Below are 15,889 nucleotides of genomic sequence, written 5' to 3' on the forward strand. Positions count from 1 at the left end.
GTTAAAAAAAGGTACAATTATACTCGGCTGAATTTTTGGTTATATTAATAAAAAAATGGAGGGCATAGTATAATGAGTAATGCGACACAAAGCGTAGCGGCTGCAAGGATTAATTCCCTGCTTGACGCCAACAGTTTTGTTGAGATCGGACAGGCTGTTACAGCCAGAGCTACAGATTTCAACATGACTGAAAAAAAAGCACCTTCAGACGGTGTGATCACCGGATATGGTGTGATTGACGGCAGTCTGGTGTATGTATACAGCCAGGATGCATCTGTACTGAACGGAACAGTTGGTGAGATGCATGCCAAAAAGATCGCCAAAATTTATGATCTCGCTCTGAAAGTTGGAGCACCTGTTATCGGTCTTGTAGACTGTGCGGGACTTCGTCTTCAGGAGGCTACCGATTCACTTGAGGCATTTGGTGAGATCTATCTGAAACAGACACTGGCATCCGGTGTTATTCCACAGATCACTGCTGTTTTCGGAACATGCGGCGGTGGAATGGCAGTTGTACCGGCTCTTACAGACTTTACATTTGTAGAGGAGAAGAAGGGCAGACTGTTTGTAAACACTCCAAATGCACTGGAAGGAAACAGAGTGGAAAAATGCGATTCAGCTTCCGCACAGTTCCAGAGTGAGGAGACAGGACTTGTTGACGGTATCGGAACAGAAGAGGAGATCCTTGGACAGATCCGTACTCTGATCAGCATGCTTCCTGAGAATAATGAAGACAATGACAGCTTCAAAGAGTGCACAGACGACCTGAACAGAGTATGTGATGATATCGCAGGCTGCACAGGTGACACAGCCATCGCACTTTCAAGAATCGCTGATAATGGTGAATTCTTTGAGACAAAAGCAGCTTACGGACAGGATATCGTAACCGGTTTCCTTCGCCTGAACGGAGCTACTGTTGGTGCTGTTGCAAACAGAAGCGAATCCTATGATGCTGATGGCAATAAGACTGAGGTTTCCGATGGAACTCTTTCAGCCAGAGGCGCAAGAAAAGCAGCAGATTTCGTAAAATTCTGTGATGCTTTTGAAATCCCGGTACTTACTCTTACCAATGTAACAGGATTTAAAGCCACTCTCTGTAACGAGAAGATGATGGCAAAATCCGTAGGTGAGATGGTACATGCTTTTGCATCCGCAACGGTACCGAAGGTAAATGTTGTAGTTGGTAAAGCATATGGAACCGCATACGTTGCCATGAACAGCAAGTCCGTTGGAGCAGATATGGTTTACGCATGGGACAGTGCAGAGATCGGTATGATGGATGCTTCCCTTGCAGCAAAGATCATGTATGAGGGAGCTGACGCTTCTACACTGAATGAGAAGGCAGCCGAGTATAAAGAGCTCCAGAACGGTATCGCATCCGCAGCAGCAAGAGGATATGTGGATACTGTGATCAAAGCAGAGGATACAAGAAAATATGTAATCGGTGCTTTTGAGATGCTGTTCACAAAAAGGGAAGACCGTCCATCCAAAAAGCATGGAACAGTCTAAGTGAGGTGAGCGTATGAGACAGTTTTATAAAAAGATCTCTTCTGTCTGCCTGGCATTCCTTTGCGTAGCCGCACTTCTGATCGGATGCACAGCTACTGCATGGGCTGCCAATGAGGTTGATGATACTGTAAAGAGTCAGCTCGTTACAACAACCAAAGGCCTGACGGATGCGATCATCGCAATGTCCGAGGATGATATCCAGGGATATCTGGAATCAGAGGATGCTTTCACACAGAGTGCTGCAAGTGCATGGGATGGCTCCAGAGAAGAGCTTGGTGAGAAAAAAGGTGATATCGAGGAGAAAGATATCACAGTGGAGTATTCCGATGATCAGTATACCGTTGTTGTTCCGGTATCCTTCGAGAAAAACAAAGCGAATTTCACTTATGTATTTGATAAATCAGGAACCCCGACTTCTCTTACAGTTGATGTGAATTATACACTGGCACAGAACATGGAGAAGGCAGCGATGAATACAGTGATGGGTCTCGGAACAGTATTTGTGATCCTGGTATTCCTGATCTTCGTGATCTCTCTTTTCAAATATATTCCCGGACTTGTGGAAGGAAAGAAAAAAGAGAGCAAACCGGCTCCGGCAGCCGCAGCACCGGCTCCGGTTGCAGCACCAGTTGCTGAGCCTGCTGTTGAGGATGTGACAGATGATGGTGAGCTTATTGCCGTGATCGCTGCAGCTATCGCTGCTTCTGAAGGCAAAACAAGCACAGACGGATTCGTAGTACGTTCCATCCGCAAAGTCAACCGCAGAAAAAGATAATCATTATTTAGGAGGATTTTAAAATGAAGAGTTATACAATTACTGTTAACGGAACAGCATATGAAGTTACTGTAGAAGAGAACGGAAACGCAGCAGCTCCAGTTGCAGCAGCACCAAAAGCAGCAGCTCCGGCTCCTAAGGCAGCTCCGGCAGCACCAAAGGCAGCAGCTCCGGCAGCAGGCGCAGGTTCTGTTAAGGTTTCCGCAGCCGTTCCTGGAAAAGTTGTAAAAATCGTTGCATCTGTTGGACAGAGCGTAAAAGCTGGTGACAGCGTAGTGATCGTTGAGTCCATGAAGATGGAGATCCCGGTTGTTGCTCCTCAGGACGGAACAATCGCCAGCATCGATGTTGCAGAGGGTGCTGCCGTTGAAAATGGAGATACTCTTGCAACAATGAACTAAACAGGAGGTAGACAAATGTCTTATGTAACAAATACCCTGTCAAACCTGATCCATCAGACAGCATTTTTCAACCTTACCTGGGGAAACTACCTGATGATCGCAGTGGCATGTGTGTTCTTATATCTTGCCATTAAACATGGTTTTGAGCCGCTGCTGTTGGTTCCGATCGCTTTTGGTATGCTTCTGGTAAATATTTATCCGGACATTATGCTGAGCATTGAGGATTCATCCAATGGCGTTGGCGGACTTCTTCATTATTTTTACTTAATGGATGAGTGGAGTATTCTTCCTTCACTGATCTTCCTGGGTGTCGGTGCGATGACAGACTTCGGTCCGCTGATCGCAAACCCGATCAGCTTCCTGATGGGAGCAGCTGCACAGCTTGGTATTTACCTTGCATACTTCCTTGCAATTTTCCTTGGATTTAATGGTAAAGCAGCAGCAGCGATCTCTATCATTGGTGGTGCTGACGGCCCGACTTCCATTTTCCTTGCAGGTAAGCTTGGACAGTCTTCTCTTATGGGACCGATCGCAGTGGCAGCATATTCCTATATGTCCCTGGTACCGATCATCCAGCCTCCGATCATGAAGGCGTTCACAACAGAGGAAGAGCGTAAGATCAAAATGGCGCAGCTCCGTCCTGTTACAAAACTTGAGAAGATCCTTTTCCCGATCGTTATCACAATCGTTGTTTGCCTGATCCTTCCGACAACAGCTCCCCTTGTTGGTATGCTGATGCTCGGAAACCTGTTCCGTGAGTCCGGAGTTGTTAAACAGCTTTCTGAAACAGCTTCCAACGCTCTTATGTACATCGTAGTAATCCTTCTCGGAACATCTGTAGGTGCTTCCACAAGTGCTGAGGCGTTCCTGAACGTAGATACACTGAAGATCGTAGTTCTTGGTCTTGTTGCCTTTGCCTGCGGTACTTTTGGTGGTGTTATGCTTGGTAAGCTTCTCTGCAAGGTTACTCACGGAAAGATCAATCCTCTGATCGGATCAGCCGGTGTTTCTGCCGTTCCTATGGCAGCCCGTGTATCCCAGAAGGTTGGTGCTGAGGCAGATCCTACAAACTTCCTGCTGATGCATGCGATGGGACCGAACGTTGCAGGTGTTATCGGTACAGCAGTTGCTGCCGGTACATTCATGGCGATCTTTGGCGTCTAACCCATTGTCTTATAAAATTTTGTAAGGAGAATAATTATGGCAGAAATAGAGAAAAAACCTGTGAAAGTTGTGGAAACGATCCTGCGTGACGCTCATCAGTCCCTGATCGCTACACGTATGAGCACAGAGCAGATGCTTCCGATCATTGAGAAGCTTGATAAAGTCGGCTACTATGCAGTAGAGTGCTGGGGCGGTGCTACTTTCGATGCTTCCTTACGTTTCCTGAAAGAGGATCCGTGGGAAAGACTTCGTAAACTCCGCGACGGCTTCAAAAATACAAAACTTCAGATGCTGTTCCGTGGACAGAATATCCTTGGATATCGTCCATATGCAGATGATGTAGTAGAATATTTTGTACAGAAATCCGCAGCTAACGGTATCGATATCATTCGTATCTTTGACTGTATGAATGACCTTCGTAATCTTCAGACAGCTGTAAAAGCAGCAAACAAGGAAAAAGCACATGCACAGGTTGCAATGGCTTACACACTTGGAGATGCTTACACACTTGATTACTGGACAGACCTTGCAAAACGTATCGAGGATATGGGTGCAGATTCTATCTGTATCAAAGATATGGCAGGTCTTCTTGTTCCGTACAAGGCTACGGAGCTTGTTCAGGCCCTGAAAGAGACTGTAAAGATCCCAATCGATCTTCATTCTCACTATACATCCGGTGTTGCTTCCATGACATACATGAAAGCAGTAGAGGCTGGCGTTGATATCATCGACACAGCTATGTCTCCATTTGCTCTTGGAACATCCCAGCCGGCAACAGAGGTTATGGTTGAGACATTCAAGGGAACACCATATGATACAGGATTTGATCAGCAGCTCCTTGCTGAGATTGCTGACTACTTCCGTCCGATGCGTGATGAGGCTCTTGATACAGGCCTTCTGAATCCGAAGAACCTTGGTGTAAACATCAAGACTCTTCTGTACCAGGTACCAGGTGGAATGCTTTCTAACCTGACATCACAGCTGAAAGAGCAGCATGCTGAGGATAAATTCTACGAAGTACTCGAGGAAGTTCCGCGTGTTCGTAAAGACCTTGGTGAGCCGCCACTTGTTACACCGTCCTCTCAGATCGTTGGTACACAGGCTGTATTTAACGTGATCATGGGCGAGCGTTACAAAGTTGTGACAAAAGAGACAAGAGACGTATTAAGCGGTAAGTATGGCGCAACAGCCAGACCGTTTAACCCGGAAGTGCAGAAGAAGTGTATCGGTGATGCAGAGCCGATCACATGCCGCCCGGCAGATCTTCTGGAGGACGAGCTTGATAAGCTTGAGAGTGAGATGGCACAGTACAAGGAGCAGGATGAGGATGTTCTGACATATGCACTGTTCCCACAGGTTGCCATGGACTTCTTTAAATATCGTCAGGCTCAGAAAACCAAGGTTGACGAGACTGTAGCTGATACAAAGAACGGCGCATACCCGGTATAAAGCACACACAGGAATGCAGATGCATTTCAATATAACAAAAGGAGCTTGCTGTATGCAGGCTCCTTTTGTGCATAAAAAAGATAAAAAGGCAGGATAACAGGTAATGTCCAAAGTTGCGATCATAGGCGGGGGTGCCGCCGGAATGCTCTGCGGCGTATATGCTGCACGCAGAGGACATCAGGTTCACATACTGGAAAAAAATGAGAAACTTGGAAAGAAGCTTTTCATCACAGGAAAGGGACGGTGCAATGTCACCAATGATTCAGATACAGAAGAACTTTTTCCGGCAGTGATGTCAAACCGCAAATTTCTTTACAGCGCTTTCTACACCTATGGAAGCAGAGATGTGATGGAGTTTTTTGAGAAGGCAGGTGTGCCGCTGAAAACAGAGCGTGGAAACCGTGTTTTTCCGGTATCTGATCATTCATCAGATATTATCCGGGCTTTGGAGCGGGAGCTTAAAAAAGCCGGAGCGCAGATCCATCTTCATACAGAAGTGAAAGAAGTATGTACGCAGGATGAAAAAGTTACAGGTGTACTACTCAGTGACGAAACTTTTTTTGAGGCTGATGCGGTGGTAGTTGCCACAGGTGGTCTGTCTTATCCGTCTACAGGTTCCACAGGAGATGGATATCGTTTTGCTTCTGAGACAGGACATAAAGTAGTTTCCCAGTCACCATCACTGGTTCCACTCGTAGCGAAAGAAGATTATGTTTCTAAACTCCAGGGACTTTCCCTCCGGAATGTAGAACTGACAGTAAAATCCGGCAAAAAAGTTCTCTATAAAGATTTTGGTGAGATGATGTTTACCCATTTCGGAGTCACCGGACCGCTGATCCTTTCCGCCAGTGCCCAGATCGGTAAAAAGCTGGAAAAAGAACCTTTGCAGGCTTTCCTGGATCTGAAGCCGGCACTTGACGTAGAACAGCTGGATGCCCGGATCCTGCGTGAATTTGATGCAAATCATAACAAACAGTTCAAAAACGTGATCGGTGTTCTTTTTCCGTCTTCTCTGACTCCGATCATGATTGAGATCGGTGGTATTCCGGGAGAGAAACCAGTGCATGAGATCTCCAGGGAAGAACGTCAGGCCTTTGGCCGTCTGATCAAAGCTTTTCCATTTACGATCACGGGAATGGGAGAGTTCAAGGAAGCGATCATCACAAGAGGCGGTGTGTCAGTAAAAGAGATACAGCCATCCACAATGGAATCCAAAAAAGTAAAAAATCTGTATTTTACAGGTGAAGTACTGGATCTTGACGCAGTGACCGGTGGCTATAATCTTCAGATCGCATGGTCTACAGCATATGCGGCAGCTCAGGCGATCGAATAACAGAAAAGAGGAAGGGAGCATTTGATTATGGGTATTAATATTGCAATTGACGGACCGGCAGGTGCAGGAAAAAGCACAATTGCAAAAAAAGTGGCAAAGGAGCTGTCTTTTATCTATGTAGATACAGGAGCCATGTACCGTGCCATGGCACTTTATCTCCTGGAAAAGGGAATCAGCGGTGATGAAAAAATCTCCGAAGCCTGTCACGATGCGGATATTTCCATCCGCTATGAAAGCGGCGAACAGCAGGTGATCCTCAACGGGAAGAATGTAACTGCGTTTCTCCGTAAGGAAGAGGTTGGAAATATGGCATCGGTAAGTTCTGCCAATCCGGAAGTGCGCGCGCATCTTCTGAAACTGCAGCGCAACCTTGCGGCCGAGAACAATGTAGTTATGGACGGAAGAGATATCGGAACCACTATTCTTCCCAATGCAGAAGTAAAAATCTTTTTGACTGCAAGTGCCAAAACCCGCGCAAACAGAAGATATCTGGAACTTACAGAGAAGGGTGAAGCCTGCGATATGGATGAGATCCTGAAAGATATCATTGACAGAGATGAGAGAGATATGAACCGCGCCGTTTCCCCGCTTAAACAGGCAGAGGATGCAGTTCTTGTTGATTCTTCAGAGATGGGGATTGAGGAAGTGGTTGAGAGTATCCTTTCTGTATACAGGAAAAAGGTGAATGGATGAAGGTAAAAGTTGCAGAAACTGCCGGATTCTGTTTTGGCGTACAGAGAGCAGTAGACCGTGTTTATGACCTGATCGGTTCCGATGCTACACCGATCTACACACTGGGCCCGATCATCCATAATGAGGAAGTCGTCTCAGATCTGGAAAAAAAAGGTGTGGCTGTGATCAGTGAGGAAGATCTTGCCACTTTAAAAGGCGGCACCGTTGTGATCCGTTCCCACGGAGTCGGTCGTAAAGTCTATGATAAGATCAAAAAATATGGCCTTGGGTATGTGGATGTTACCTGTCCTTTTGTGCTGAAGATCCACAAGATCGTTGAGAGAGAAAGTGCCAGAGGTGCCCATATTGTGATCATTGGTGATCCGGATCATCCGGAAGTCCAGGGAATCTGCGGATGGTGCCAGGGACCGTACACCGTAATAAGAAACGCCGAAGATGCTGAAAGATTCACCGTTTCTCCGGAAAAAGAAGTGTGTGTAGTGTCACAGACGACATTTAATTACAACAAATTTCAAGAATTAGTTGAAATTCTCCGCAAAAAGAGTTATGATAATAATGTTTTAAATATTTTAAATATTTTAAACACTATTTGTAATGCTACCGAAGAACGGCAGAAAGAAGCTAAAGCGATAGCCGGAGAGGTAGACACTATGCTGGTCGTAGGTGGCCGACATAGTTCCAATACTCAAAAGCTGTTTGAAATATGTAAAAAGGAATGTGGAAATACTTACTATATACAAACACCTGTAGACTTGGATTCTGAAATGTTCCAATGCAGTAGTTGTGTAGGTATTACAGCAGGGGCTTCCACCCCAAAGAAAATTATTGAGGAGGTTCAAGAACATGTCAGAGTTAAGTTTTGAACAGATGCTGGAAGATTCCGTAAAAACAATCAGAAATGGAGAGATCGTACAGGGTACCGTCATCGATGTTAAAGATGATGAGATCATCCTGAATATCGGCTATAAAGCAGACGGTATCATCACAAAGAACGAGTACACAAACGATTCAAGCGTTGTGCTTACAGACGTTGTTAAACCTGGCGATACCATGGAAGCAAAGGTTCTCAAAGTAAATGACGGAGAGGGACAGGTTACACTTACCTACAAACGTCTTGCTGCAGAGAAAGGAAACAAACGTCTTGAGGAGGCATTCGAGAACCAGGAGGTTCTGAAAGCTCCTGTAACACAGGTACTTGACGGTGGTCTTTGTGTCAATGTTGAGGAAGCAAGAGTATTCATTCCTGCAAGCCTTGTATCTGACACATATGAGAAAGATCTTTCCAAATATGCAGATCAGGAGATTGAGTTCGTTATCACAGAGTTCAACCCAAGAAGACGCCGTATCATCGGTAACCGTAAACAGCTTCTTCTTGCTGAGAAGGCTGAGAAACAGAAAGAGCTTCTTGCTAAGATCAACGTAGGCGATAAAGTTGAGGGTGTTGTTAAGAATGTTACAGATTTCGGTGCATTCATCGACCTCGGCGGAGCAGACGGACTTCTTCACATCTCTGAGATGTCCTGGGGCAGAGTAGAGAACCCGAAGAAGGTATTCAACGTAGGTGATAAAGTTACAGTTCTTATCAAAGATATCAACGGAGACAAGATCGCACTTTCCCTTAAATTCCCGGAGGAGAACCCATGGCTTACAGCTGCTGAGGACTTCGCAGTAGGAAACGTAGTAAAGGGTAAAGTTGCACGTATGACAGATTTCGGTGCATTTGTTGAGCTTGCACCTGGAGTAGATGCACTTCTTCATGTATCTCAGATCTCCAGAGAGCATGTTGCTAAACCATCTGATGTACTTTCCATTGGTCAGGAGATCGAGGCTAAGGTTGTTGATTTCAATGGCGAAGACAGAAAGATCAGCCTCAGCATGAAAGCACTTGAGGATAATTCTGCAGAGCAGACAGAGGAGTAATTTCTCAGAAGCTGTACAGCAATTGATCATTTTGAATTTCAGAGGCCGTCACAATAACTGTGACGGCCTTTTTTAAGCGAGTCCTTCGAGAAGGGCTCGCTTTTGCTGTATAGCAGAAAAATATTATTTAAGAACAGATAGATAATATGGCAGACAGTGTTTCAGATAGGTTTTCTGTTTTAAAGGATCCTGTATGAAATCATCTGTTACAGGAAACCAGGTGTAACAGTTTTCTTTTTTAGCAGGTCTTCGGAGTTTTTTGTCCATACAGGCACTTAAGGTTTTGGGTATGGCAGTGTCTTCGGAAGGGATGTAATCGTAATCTTTATAATTGGAATAATATTGCTTTAAACGTCCATTTTGAAGCTTCACAAGAAGACGGACACGGTTATTCTGTCCGATTATGTAGAATTCTTCACTATGATTTGAAAATTTAACAGGCAGATCGTAATAAATTTTAAGTGTAAAGGTCAATTGATCGTCTTGAATTTCACAATCCAGTGTTTCGTAATCTTCATTAAAAAGAGCAAGATAGGATAGCATGGAGAATATTTTCCCAAGGCCAAGAAGATCTTCTTGGTTGTGTCCCATAACGATCTCTGCTGCTTCCGGTTTCTTTCCGGAAGCGAATTGTTTGTAAAGGCGGATGCAGGCACCCCCATCACAGTAGTTCCGTTCAGTGATACCGAGAAATGATTCCATAGAAGGCTGATTCATCCGTGAAAGCTTCAGAAGTCCCTTGAGCGGCTTTAGCTCCCGGTAAAGGTCTATGGAAGGTAGCTTTGCAAAAGGGGAAGGCAGTCCGTGGATCTGATATCGTGCATCCAGATAAGGCTGGTCAAAGCTGTCACCGTTATACTGGATCGTACATGAAAAATCCTGAAGGAATCCAGAAAATGTTTTCAGAAGTTCAGGTTCTTCCTCTTCGTTTTCGATCATCCACTGATACATCTGCCAGTTATTTTCTTCGTAAGCTACAGCACCGATCAGATACAGAAAAGTGGAATTTCGTGATAGTCCTGTAGTTTCAATGTCATAGAAAAGCGGCACAAAATGCTCTGAAAAGCCATGGTTTTTAGTCAATTTTTTAACAGTCTCAAAGTCTGGAAACCCTTGTAAAATCGGCATTTTTTTAACGATCATGTTAATTTTCTCCTTTATAAATTGTATCTGATTATACACAAAAAAATTGCTTTTCAATAGTGCAATTTAAAGTGAAATGAGTTATAGTTATTAGTAGAGTTGATGATAAAAAACAGGAAATGGTACTGGATTTATGTGGGGATTGACAGTGAAAAAATGACTATTATCGCTTCATAAATTAGTTATTCATTTATAGCTTTTTATGAGCTGGTGAATATCTTCTATTGAAGTATATCACAGGATCGTATCTGGATTCAATCTTTCATACATGTCCTGCTCAGAGCAGAAGTTACTTTGTTACTGTTCACTGGTAATGTTTCGCAAGGTGTTTTATGTGAGCGAAATATATCTTGTTTATCTTGGATGAAATGAGAAAAAAATCAGAAATACAGAATCAACTTTAAAAATGAGTATGTGCGCAACGCAGAAATACCATGTACATGTACTTGTAAAAAATAAAGGAGGAGATGAGATCTATGGCATTTTTAACCTTCAGGGGTGGCATCCATCCTTATGACGGCAAAGATTTGTCAAAAAACTGTCCTGTTGAGAAGTATCTGCCGAAAGGAGATCTGGCAATTCTTGTTTCTCAGCACATCGGAGCTCCGGCCAAGCCCATCGTAAAAAAAGGTGACCATGTGCTTGCAGGACAGAAAATCGCAGAAGCAGGAGGATTTGTTTCCGCACCGATACATTCATCTGTATCAGGAACTGTAAAGGGAATCGAGAAGCGCCTGACTGCAGTAGGCGCCATGGGGGATGCGATCATCATTGAAAATGACGGTCTGTATGAATCTGTGGAATATACGCCTGCCAAACTGTCTGACCTTTCCAAGGAAGACATCCTGAAAAGAATCCAGGAAGGCGGAGTTGTAGGACAGGGTGGCGCAGGTTTCCCGACACACGTAAAACTTTCACCAAAGGAACCGGACAAGATCGACCATATCCTGGTAAACGGCGCCGAATGTGAGCCTTACATCACAAGTGATTACCGCAGAATGATGGAAGAACCGGAAAGCGTTGTCGGCGGACTAGAAGTAATCCTGAAAGCTTTCCCGAAAGCAGTGGGATGCATCTGTATTGAGGACAACAAACCGGATTGTATTGCCAAGATGAAAGAAGCCATCAAAGGCAAAGAACGCATGGAAGTAAAAGAACTCAAGACCAAATACCCGCAGGGTGGTGAGCGTACATTGATCTATGCGGTAACAGGCAGAGAGATCAATTCTACCATGCTTCCGGCAGACGTAGGATGCGTGGTTGATAACGTGGAAACCGTTACTTCTGTTTATAAAGCAGTAATCCTGGGACAGCCGGTTATCAGCCGTAATGTCACAGTGACCGGAGACGGTATCCGCACACCGAAGAACTTTTCCGTTCTTACAGGAACAGATCTGTCTGAACTGGTAGATGCTGCAGGCGGACTGAAGGAAAAGATCGCGAAAGCAATCTCCGGCGGACCGATGATGGGATTTGCTCTGTATGATCTTCATATTCCATGTACGAAGACAACTTCTTCCCTGCTTTTCCTGGAGCGTGACGCAGTCTCCGAGGCGAAGCAGATCCAGACTGCATGTATCAATTGCGGACGTTGCGTAAGCGTCTGTCCAGGCCATGTGGTTCCTGCCCGTCTTGCAACTCTTGCAGAACACGGTGATATGGCAGGATTCGAAAAGATGGATGGTATGGAATGCTGCGAGTGTGGCTGCTGCAGTTACATCTGTCCTGCCAAACGACCTCTGACTCAGAGTATTAAATCTATGAGAAAAATGGTTCTTGCCGAGCGCAAGAAAAAGAAATAGGGGGAGGAATAACAATGGAACAAATGTATAATGTATCATCTAATCCCCATATCAGGGATAAAATGACCACCAGCCGTATCATGCAGCTGGTAGTGATCGCACTTCTGCCGACAACACTTTTTGGTATCTGGAACTTTGGAGTGCATGCACTCCTTGTAGTGCTGGCAACGGTTGCATCCAGTGTGTTTTTTGAATGGCTGTATGACCGACTGATGCATAAAAAAAATACAACTACTGATTTCAGTGCAGTTGTAACAGGACTTCTGCTTGCGCTGAACATGCCGCCCCAGATCCCGATCTGGATGCCGATCCTTGGCAGTGCTTTTGCGATCATTGTTGTAAAACAGCTGTTCGGTGGACTTGGACAGAACTTTATGAACCCGGCTCTTGCAGGAAGATGCTTCCTTATGATCTCTTTTGCCGGAAAAATGACTAACTTTGCAGTTTCCAAAAGCTCTCATGCTGTTGTAGATGCAGTTACACAGGCAACACCTCTGGCAGCACTTAAAAACCAGGGATTCATTGAGGGAACTTCTATTCCTGTAAAGAATCTGTTCCTTGGTAATATCCAGGGTACTATCGGTGAGACTTCTGCTCTGGCGATCCTCATCGGTGCAGTGATCCTTCTTGCATTCAAGATCATTGATCTGAAGGTACCTCTTACATATATCGGAAGTTTTGCAGTATTTGTCATTTTCTATATGCTGGGAACAGGCAAAGGTTTTGATGTAAACTATCTTTTCAGCCATATCTTTGGAGGCGGTCTGATGCTTGGAGCCTGGTTTATGGCAACAGATTATGTGACAACTCCGATCACTCCGAAAGGTCAGCTGGTATATGGCTGCTGCCTCGGTATCGTAACAGCAGTATTCCGTCTCTTTGGCGGTTCCGCAGAGGGCGTTTCCTATGCGATCATTTTCTGTAATCTTCTGGTTCCGCTTATTGAAAAAGTAACAAAACCGGTTGCTTTTGGAAAAGGAGGCAAGAAATAATGGGTAAGATTATCAAAAATACATTGATCCTTACGATCATTACAGTTGTTGCCGGACTTGGCCTTGGACTGGTTTACGAAGTTACCAAAGAACCCATCGCAAGAACCGAAGAACAGGCAAAAAAAGAAGCATGGCAGACTGTATTCAGTGATGTAAGCCTGGAAGACTTTAAAGCTGTAGATGTAGACAAGGAAGCAGCAGATAAAACAGCAGCAGATCTTGGGATCAAGGCAACCGTAGATGAAGTCTGTGAAGCAGCAGATGAAGGCTATGTGGTAACTGTAACCGATAAAGAGGGTTACGGCGGTGATATCCAGATCACAGTTGGTGTAACAAAGGATGGTACCGTCAGCGGCGTTTCCATTCTTTCCATCAGTGAGACTGCCGGACTTGGAATGCGTGCTACAGAAGCGAAGTTCCAGGAACAGTATGTTGGAAAGAATACCGATAAATTCTATGTATCCAAGGACGGCGGCGAGGGTGAGCCTATTGATGCCATCAGCGGTGCGACCATTACATCCAGAGCTTTTACCGGTGCAGTCAATACAGCTATCGGCTATTGCAAAAACGCATTTTAGGAGGGTAGTTGAATATGAATAATTGTGGTGAAAGATTAAAAAACGGTATTATTACCGAAAATCCGATTTTTGTTCTGATGCTTGGTATGTGTCCTACTCTTGCGGTAACGACTTCTGCTATCAATGGTATTGGTATGGGACTTTCCACAACCGTAGTTCTGGTTATGTCAAACATGCTGATCTCCATGCTGCGTAAGATTATCCCGGATTCCGTCAGAATGCCGGCCTTTATCGTAGTTGTAGCATCTTTTGTAACCATTGTACAGTTTCTGATGGAGGGCTTTACTCCTTCTCTTTATGATTCACTTGGAATTTATATTCCACTGATCGTTGTTAACTGTATCATTCTGGGACGTGCAGAGAGTTATGCTTCCAAGAATCCTGTCCTTCCGTCTATCTTTGACGGACTTGGAATGGGCCTTGGCTTTACAGTGGGCCTGGTTGCTATCGGTCTTGTAAGAGAGATCCTGGGTTCCGGAAAAGCTTTCGGAGCACAGATCATTCCGGCTGCTGACGCAGCTACCGGCGCTGCAGGCTATACCCCGATCACTATCTTTATCCTTGCACCTGGAGCATTTCTGGTTCTTGCCGGACTTGCAGCGATCCAGAACAAAGTAAAGATCAACATGGCAAAGAAGGGCAAAGATGTTTCCAAGATCCAGTCCGGCTGCGGTTCCAACTGTGCAACCTGCGGCGGATGCCCTTCTGAAAAAGAATAAAGGGGGAATAGAATATGGCAAGCTTAATGTTAATTGCTATTGGTTCTGCACTTTGCAGTAACGTTGTATTAAGCCAGTTCCTTGGAATCTGTTCTTTCCTGGGCGTTTCCAAGAAAACTGAAACAGCAGCCGGCATGGGTGGAGCGGTTGTATTTGTCATCACGATCGCATCTTTTGTTGCTTCGCTGTTATATAAATTTATTCTGGTACCAACACATTTTGAGTATCTGAAAACAATCGTATTTATCCTTGTTATCGCGGCACTGGTACAGATCGTAGAAATGTTTCTCAAGAAATTTGTACCATCCCTTTACAAGGCACTTGGTGTATACCTTCCTCTGATCACAACAAACTGTGCAGTTCTTGGTGTAGCACTGAACAATGTTAAATATGAATACAGCATTCTTGAAAGCGTTGTCAACGGATTTGCCACAGGTGTAGGTTACCTGATCGCAATTGTATTACTTGCGGGAATCCGTGAAAAAATGGAATACAACGATATTCCGGAATCCTTCCAGGGTATGCCGATCGTTCTGCTTACGGCAGCACTGATGGCAATTGCATTCTTTGGATTCTCCGGAATCGTATAGGAGGAAGAAGAGCATGAGTATAACAGGAATTATTATGGCTGCAGTCATTGTCGGCGGTACTGGTTTATTCATTGGTATCTTCCTTGGACTTGCAGATAAGAAATTAACCGTAAAGGTAGATGAAAAAGAAGAAGCCATTCTTGGTGTTCTTCCTGGAAATAACTGTGGCGGCTGTGGCTATCCGGGATGTTCCGGACTTGCTGCCGCAATCGCAAAAGGCGAAGCTCCTGTAGATCAGTGTCCAGTTGGCGGCGCTCCGGTTGCAGCCAAGATCGGTGCGATCATGGGACAGGAAGTAAAAGAAACCGCACGTCAGGTTGCTTTTGTAAAATGTGCGGGAACCTGTGATAAGACAACTGTGAAATATGAGTACACAGGTGTGGAAGACTGCGAGATGATGGCCTTCATCCCAGGCAGCGGCGCAAAAAACTGTACATATGGATGTATGGGATTTGGAAGCTGTGTAAAGGCCTGTCCGTTTGATGCCATTCATGTAGTGAACGGTATTGCGGTAGTAGACCAGGAAGCATGTAAGGCCTGTGGCAAATGTGTTGCCAAATGTCCGCGTCACCTGATCGAACTTGTACCATATGACAAACAGATTCGTGTAGCCTGTGGCTCCCATGCTAAAGGTAAAGCAGTTACAACTGCCTGCGAGCTTGGCTGTATCGGCTGTAAAAAATGTGAGAAGAACTGTCCGTCAGAGGCAATCACAGTTACTGATTTCTGTGCACACATTGATTATGACAAATGTACAGGATGCGGTAAATGTAAGGAAGTCTGCCCGAGACATGTAATACTGTAAAAAATTCAGAGAAGGT

At 44.8% G+C, this 15,889-nt stretch carries 16 protein-coding genes; 15 read left to right on the forward strand and 1 reads right to left on the reverse strand.

Annotated elements, in window-relative coordinates; all coding sequences use genetic code 11:
- Positions 1–72: 72 nt before the first annotated feature.
- From GPK88_RS13180 to rpsA, 9 genes are all read left to right on the forward strand, one after another.
- Positions 73–1,509 carry an acyl-CoA carboxylase subunit beta gene (locus tag GPK88_RS13180; protein ID WP_215707863.1) on the forward strand — a complete coding sequence of 479 codons (1,437 nt, stop codon included), beginning with the start codon at positions 73–75 and terminating at the stop codon, positions 1,507–1,509.
- Positions 1,510–1,522: 13 nt separating this feature from the next.
- Entirely contained in the window at positions 1,523–2,284 is a 762-nt protein-coding gene (locus GPK88_RS13185) for an OadG family transporter subunit (protein WP_173761701.1), read from the forward strand.
- 23 nt (positions 2,285–2,307) lie between these two features.
- Positions 2,308–2,685 carry a biotin/lipoyl-containing protein gene (locus GPK88_RS13190; RefSeq protein WP_118071451.1) on the forward strand — a complete coding sequence of 126 codons (378 nt, stop codon included), beginning with the start codon at positions 2,308–2,310 and terminating at the stop codon, positions 2,683–2,685.
- 15 nt (positions 2,686–2,700) lie between these two features.
- Positions 2,701–3,849 (forward strand): sodium ion-translocating decarboxylase subunit beta, encoded by a 1,149-nt coding sequence (locus GPK88_RS13195; RefSeq protein WP_118168967.1) that lies wholly within the window; start codon positions 2,701–2,703, stop codon positions 3,847–3,849.
- 36 nt (positions 3,850–3,885) lie between these two features.
- Positions 3,886–5,298 (forward strand): oxaloacetate decarboxylase subunit alpha, encoded by a 1,413-nt coding sequence (locus tag GPK88_RS13200; RefSeq protein ID WP_215707864.1) that lies wholly within the window; start codon positions 3,886–3,888, stop codon positions 5,296–5,298.
- Positions 5,299–5,401: 103 nt separating this feature from the next.
- Positions 5,402–6,631 carry a BaiN/RdsA family NAD(P)/FAD-dependent oxidoreductase gene (locus tag GPK88_RS13205; protein ID WP_173761700.1) on the forward strand — a complete coding sequence of 410 codons (1,230 nt, stop codon included), beginning with the start codon at positions 5,402–5,404 and terminating at the stop codon, positions 6,629–6,631.
- Positions 6,632–6,658: 27 nt separating this feature from the next.
- Positions 6,659–7,324 (forward strand): (d)CMP kinase, encoded by a 666-nt coding sequence (cmk, locus tag GPK88_RS13210; protein ID WP_173761699.1) that lies wholly within the window; start codon positions 6,659–6,661, stop codon positions 7,322–7,324.
- Entirely contained in the window at positions 7,321–8,187 is an 867-nt protein-coding gene (gene ispH, locus GPK88_RS13215) for a 4-hydroxy-3-methylbut-2-enyl diphosphate reductase (protein WP_148447931.1), read from the forward strand. The genes cmk and ispH overlap by 4 nt, the downstream gene beginning before the upstream one ends.
- Positions 8,168–9,244 carry a 30S ribosomal protein S1 gene (gene rpsA, locus GPK88_RS13220; RefSeq protein ID WP_015524876.1) on the forward strand — a complete coding sequence of 359 codons (1,077 nt, stop codon included), beginning with the start codon at positions 8,168–8,170 and terminating at the stop codon, positions 9,242–9,244. Before ispH ends, rpsA begins: the two co-directional genes overlap by 20 nt.
- Positions 9,245–9,367: 123 nt before the next feature.
- Here the strand turns inward: rpsA and GPK88_RS13225 are convergent, their stop codons facing one another.
- Positions 9,368–10,387, reverse strand: a complete 1,020-nt coding sequence (locus GPK88_RS13225; RefSeq protein ID WP_148447929.1) for a ribonuclease H-like domain-containing protein — start codon at positions 10,385–10,387, stop codon at positions 9,368–9,370.
- 476 nt (positions 10,388–10,863) lie between these two features.
- Here GPK88_RS13225 and rsxC point away from each other — a divergent pair, with 476 nt between their 5' ends.
- Genes rsxC through GPK88_RS13255 form a run of 6 tightly spaced genes read left to right on the forward strand, consistent with a single transcriptional unit; the run spans position 10,864 to position 15,873 of the window.
- The gene (rsxC, locus tag GPK88_RS13230) at positions 10,864–12,189 is read left to right on the forward strand and encodes an electron transport complex subunit RsxC (RefSeq protein ID WP_021976539.1); all 1,326 of its coding nucleotides are present in this window, start codon (positions 10,864–10,866) and stop codon (positions 12,187–12,189) included.
- A gap of 14 nt (positions 12,190–12,203) precedes the next feature.
- Positions 12,204–13,181, forward strand: coding sequence for an RnfABCDGE type electron transport complex subunit D (locus GPK88_RS13235; RefSeq protein WP_148447927.1), 978 nt, complete (start codon positions 12,204–12,206; stop codon positions 13,179–13,181).
- Complete coding sequence (locus tag GPK88_RS13240; RefSeq protein WP_148447925.1) at positions 13,181–13,759, forward strand: RnfABCDGE type electron transport complex subunit G; 579 nt, start codon at positions 13,181–13,183, stop codon at positions 13,757–13,759. The genes GPK88_RS13235 and GPK88_RS13240 overlap by 1 nt, the downstream gene beginning before the upstream one ends.
- Before the next feature lie 14 nt (positions 13,760–13,773).
- Positions 13,774–14,478, forward strand: a complete 705-nt coding sequence (gene rsxE / locus GPK88_RS13245) for an electron transport complex subunit RsxE (RefSeq protein ID WP_173761698.1) — start codon at positions 13,774–13,776, stop codon at positions 14,476–14,478.
- A gap of 14 nt (positions 14,479–14,492) precedes the next feature.
- On the forward strand, positions 14,493–15,068 hold the full coding sequence (locus GPK88_RS13250; protein ID WP_021976543.1) for an electron transport complex protein RnfA: 576 nt from the start codon (positions 14,493–14,495) through the stop codon (positions 15,066–15,068).
- 13 nt (positions 15,069–15,081) lie between these two features.
- Positions 15,082–15,873, forward strand: a complete 792-nt coding sequence (locus GPK88_RS13255) for an RnfABCDGE type electron transport complex subunit B (protein WP_148447923.1) — start codon at positions 15,082–15,084, stop codon at positions 15,871–15,873.
- Positions 15,874–15,889 lie beyond the last annotated feature (16 nt).

This window comes from Blautia sp. MCC269 (assembly GCF_018785655.1).
Classification (GTDB): Bacteria; Bacillota; Clostridia; order Lachnospirales; family Lachnospiraceae; genus Blautia_A.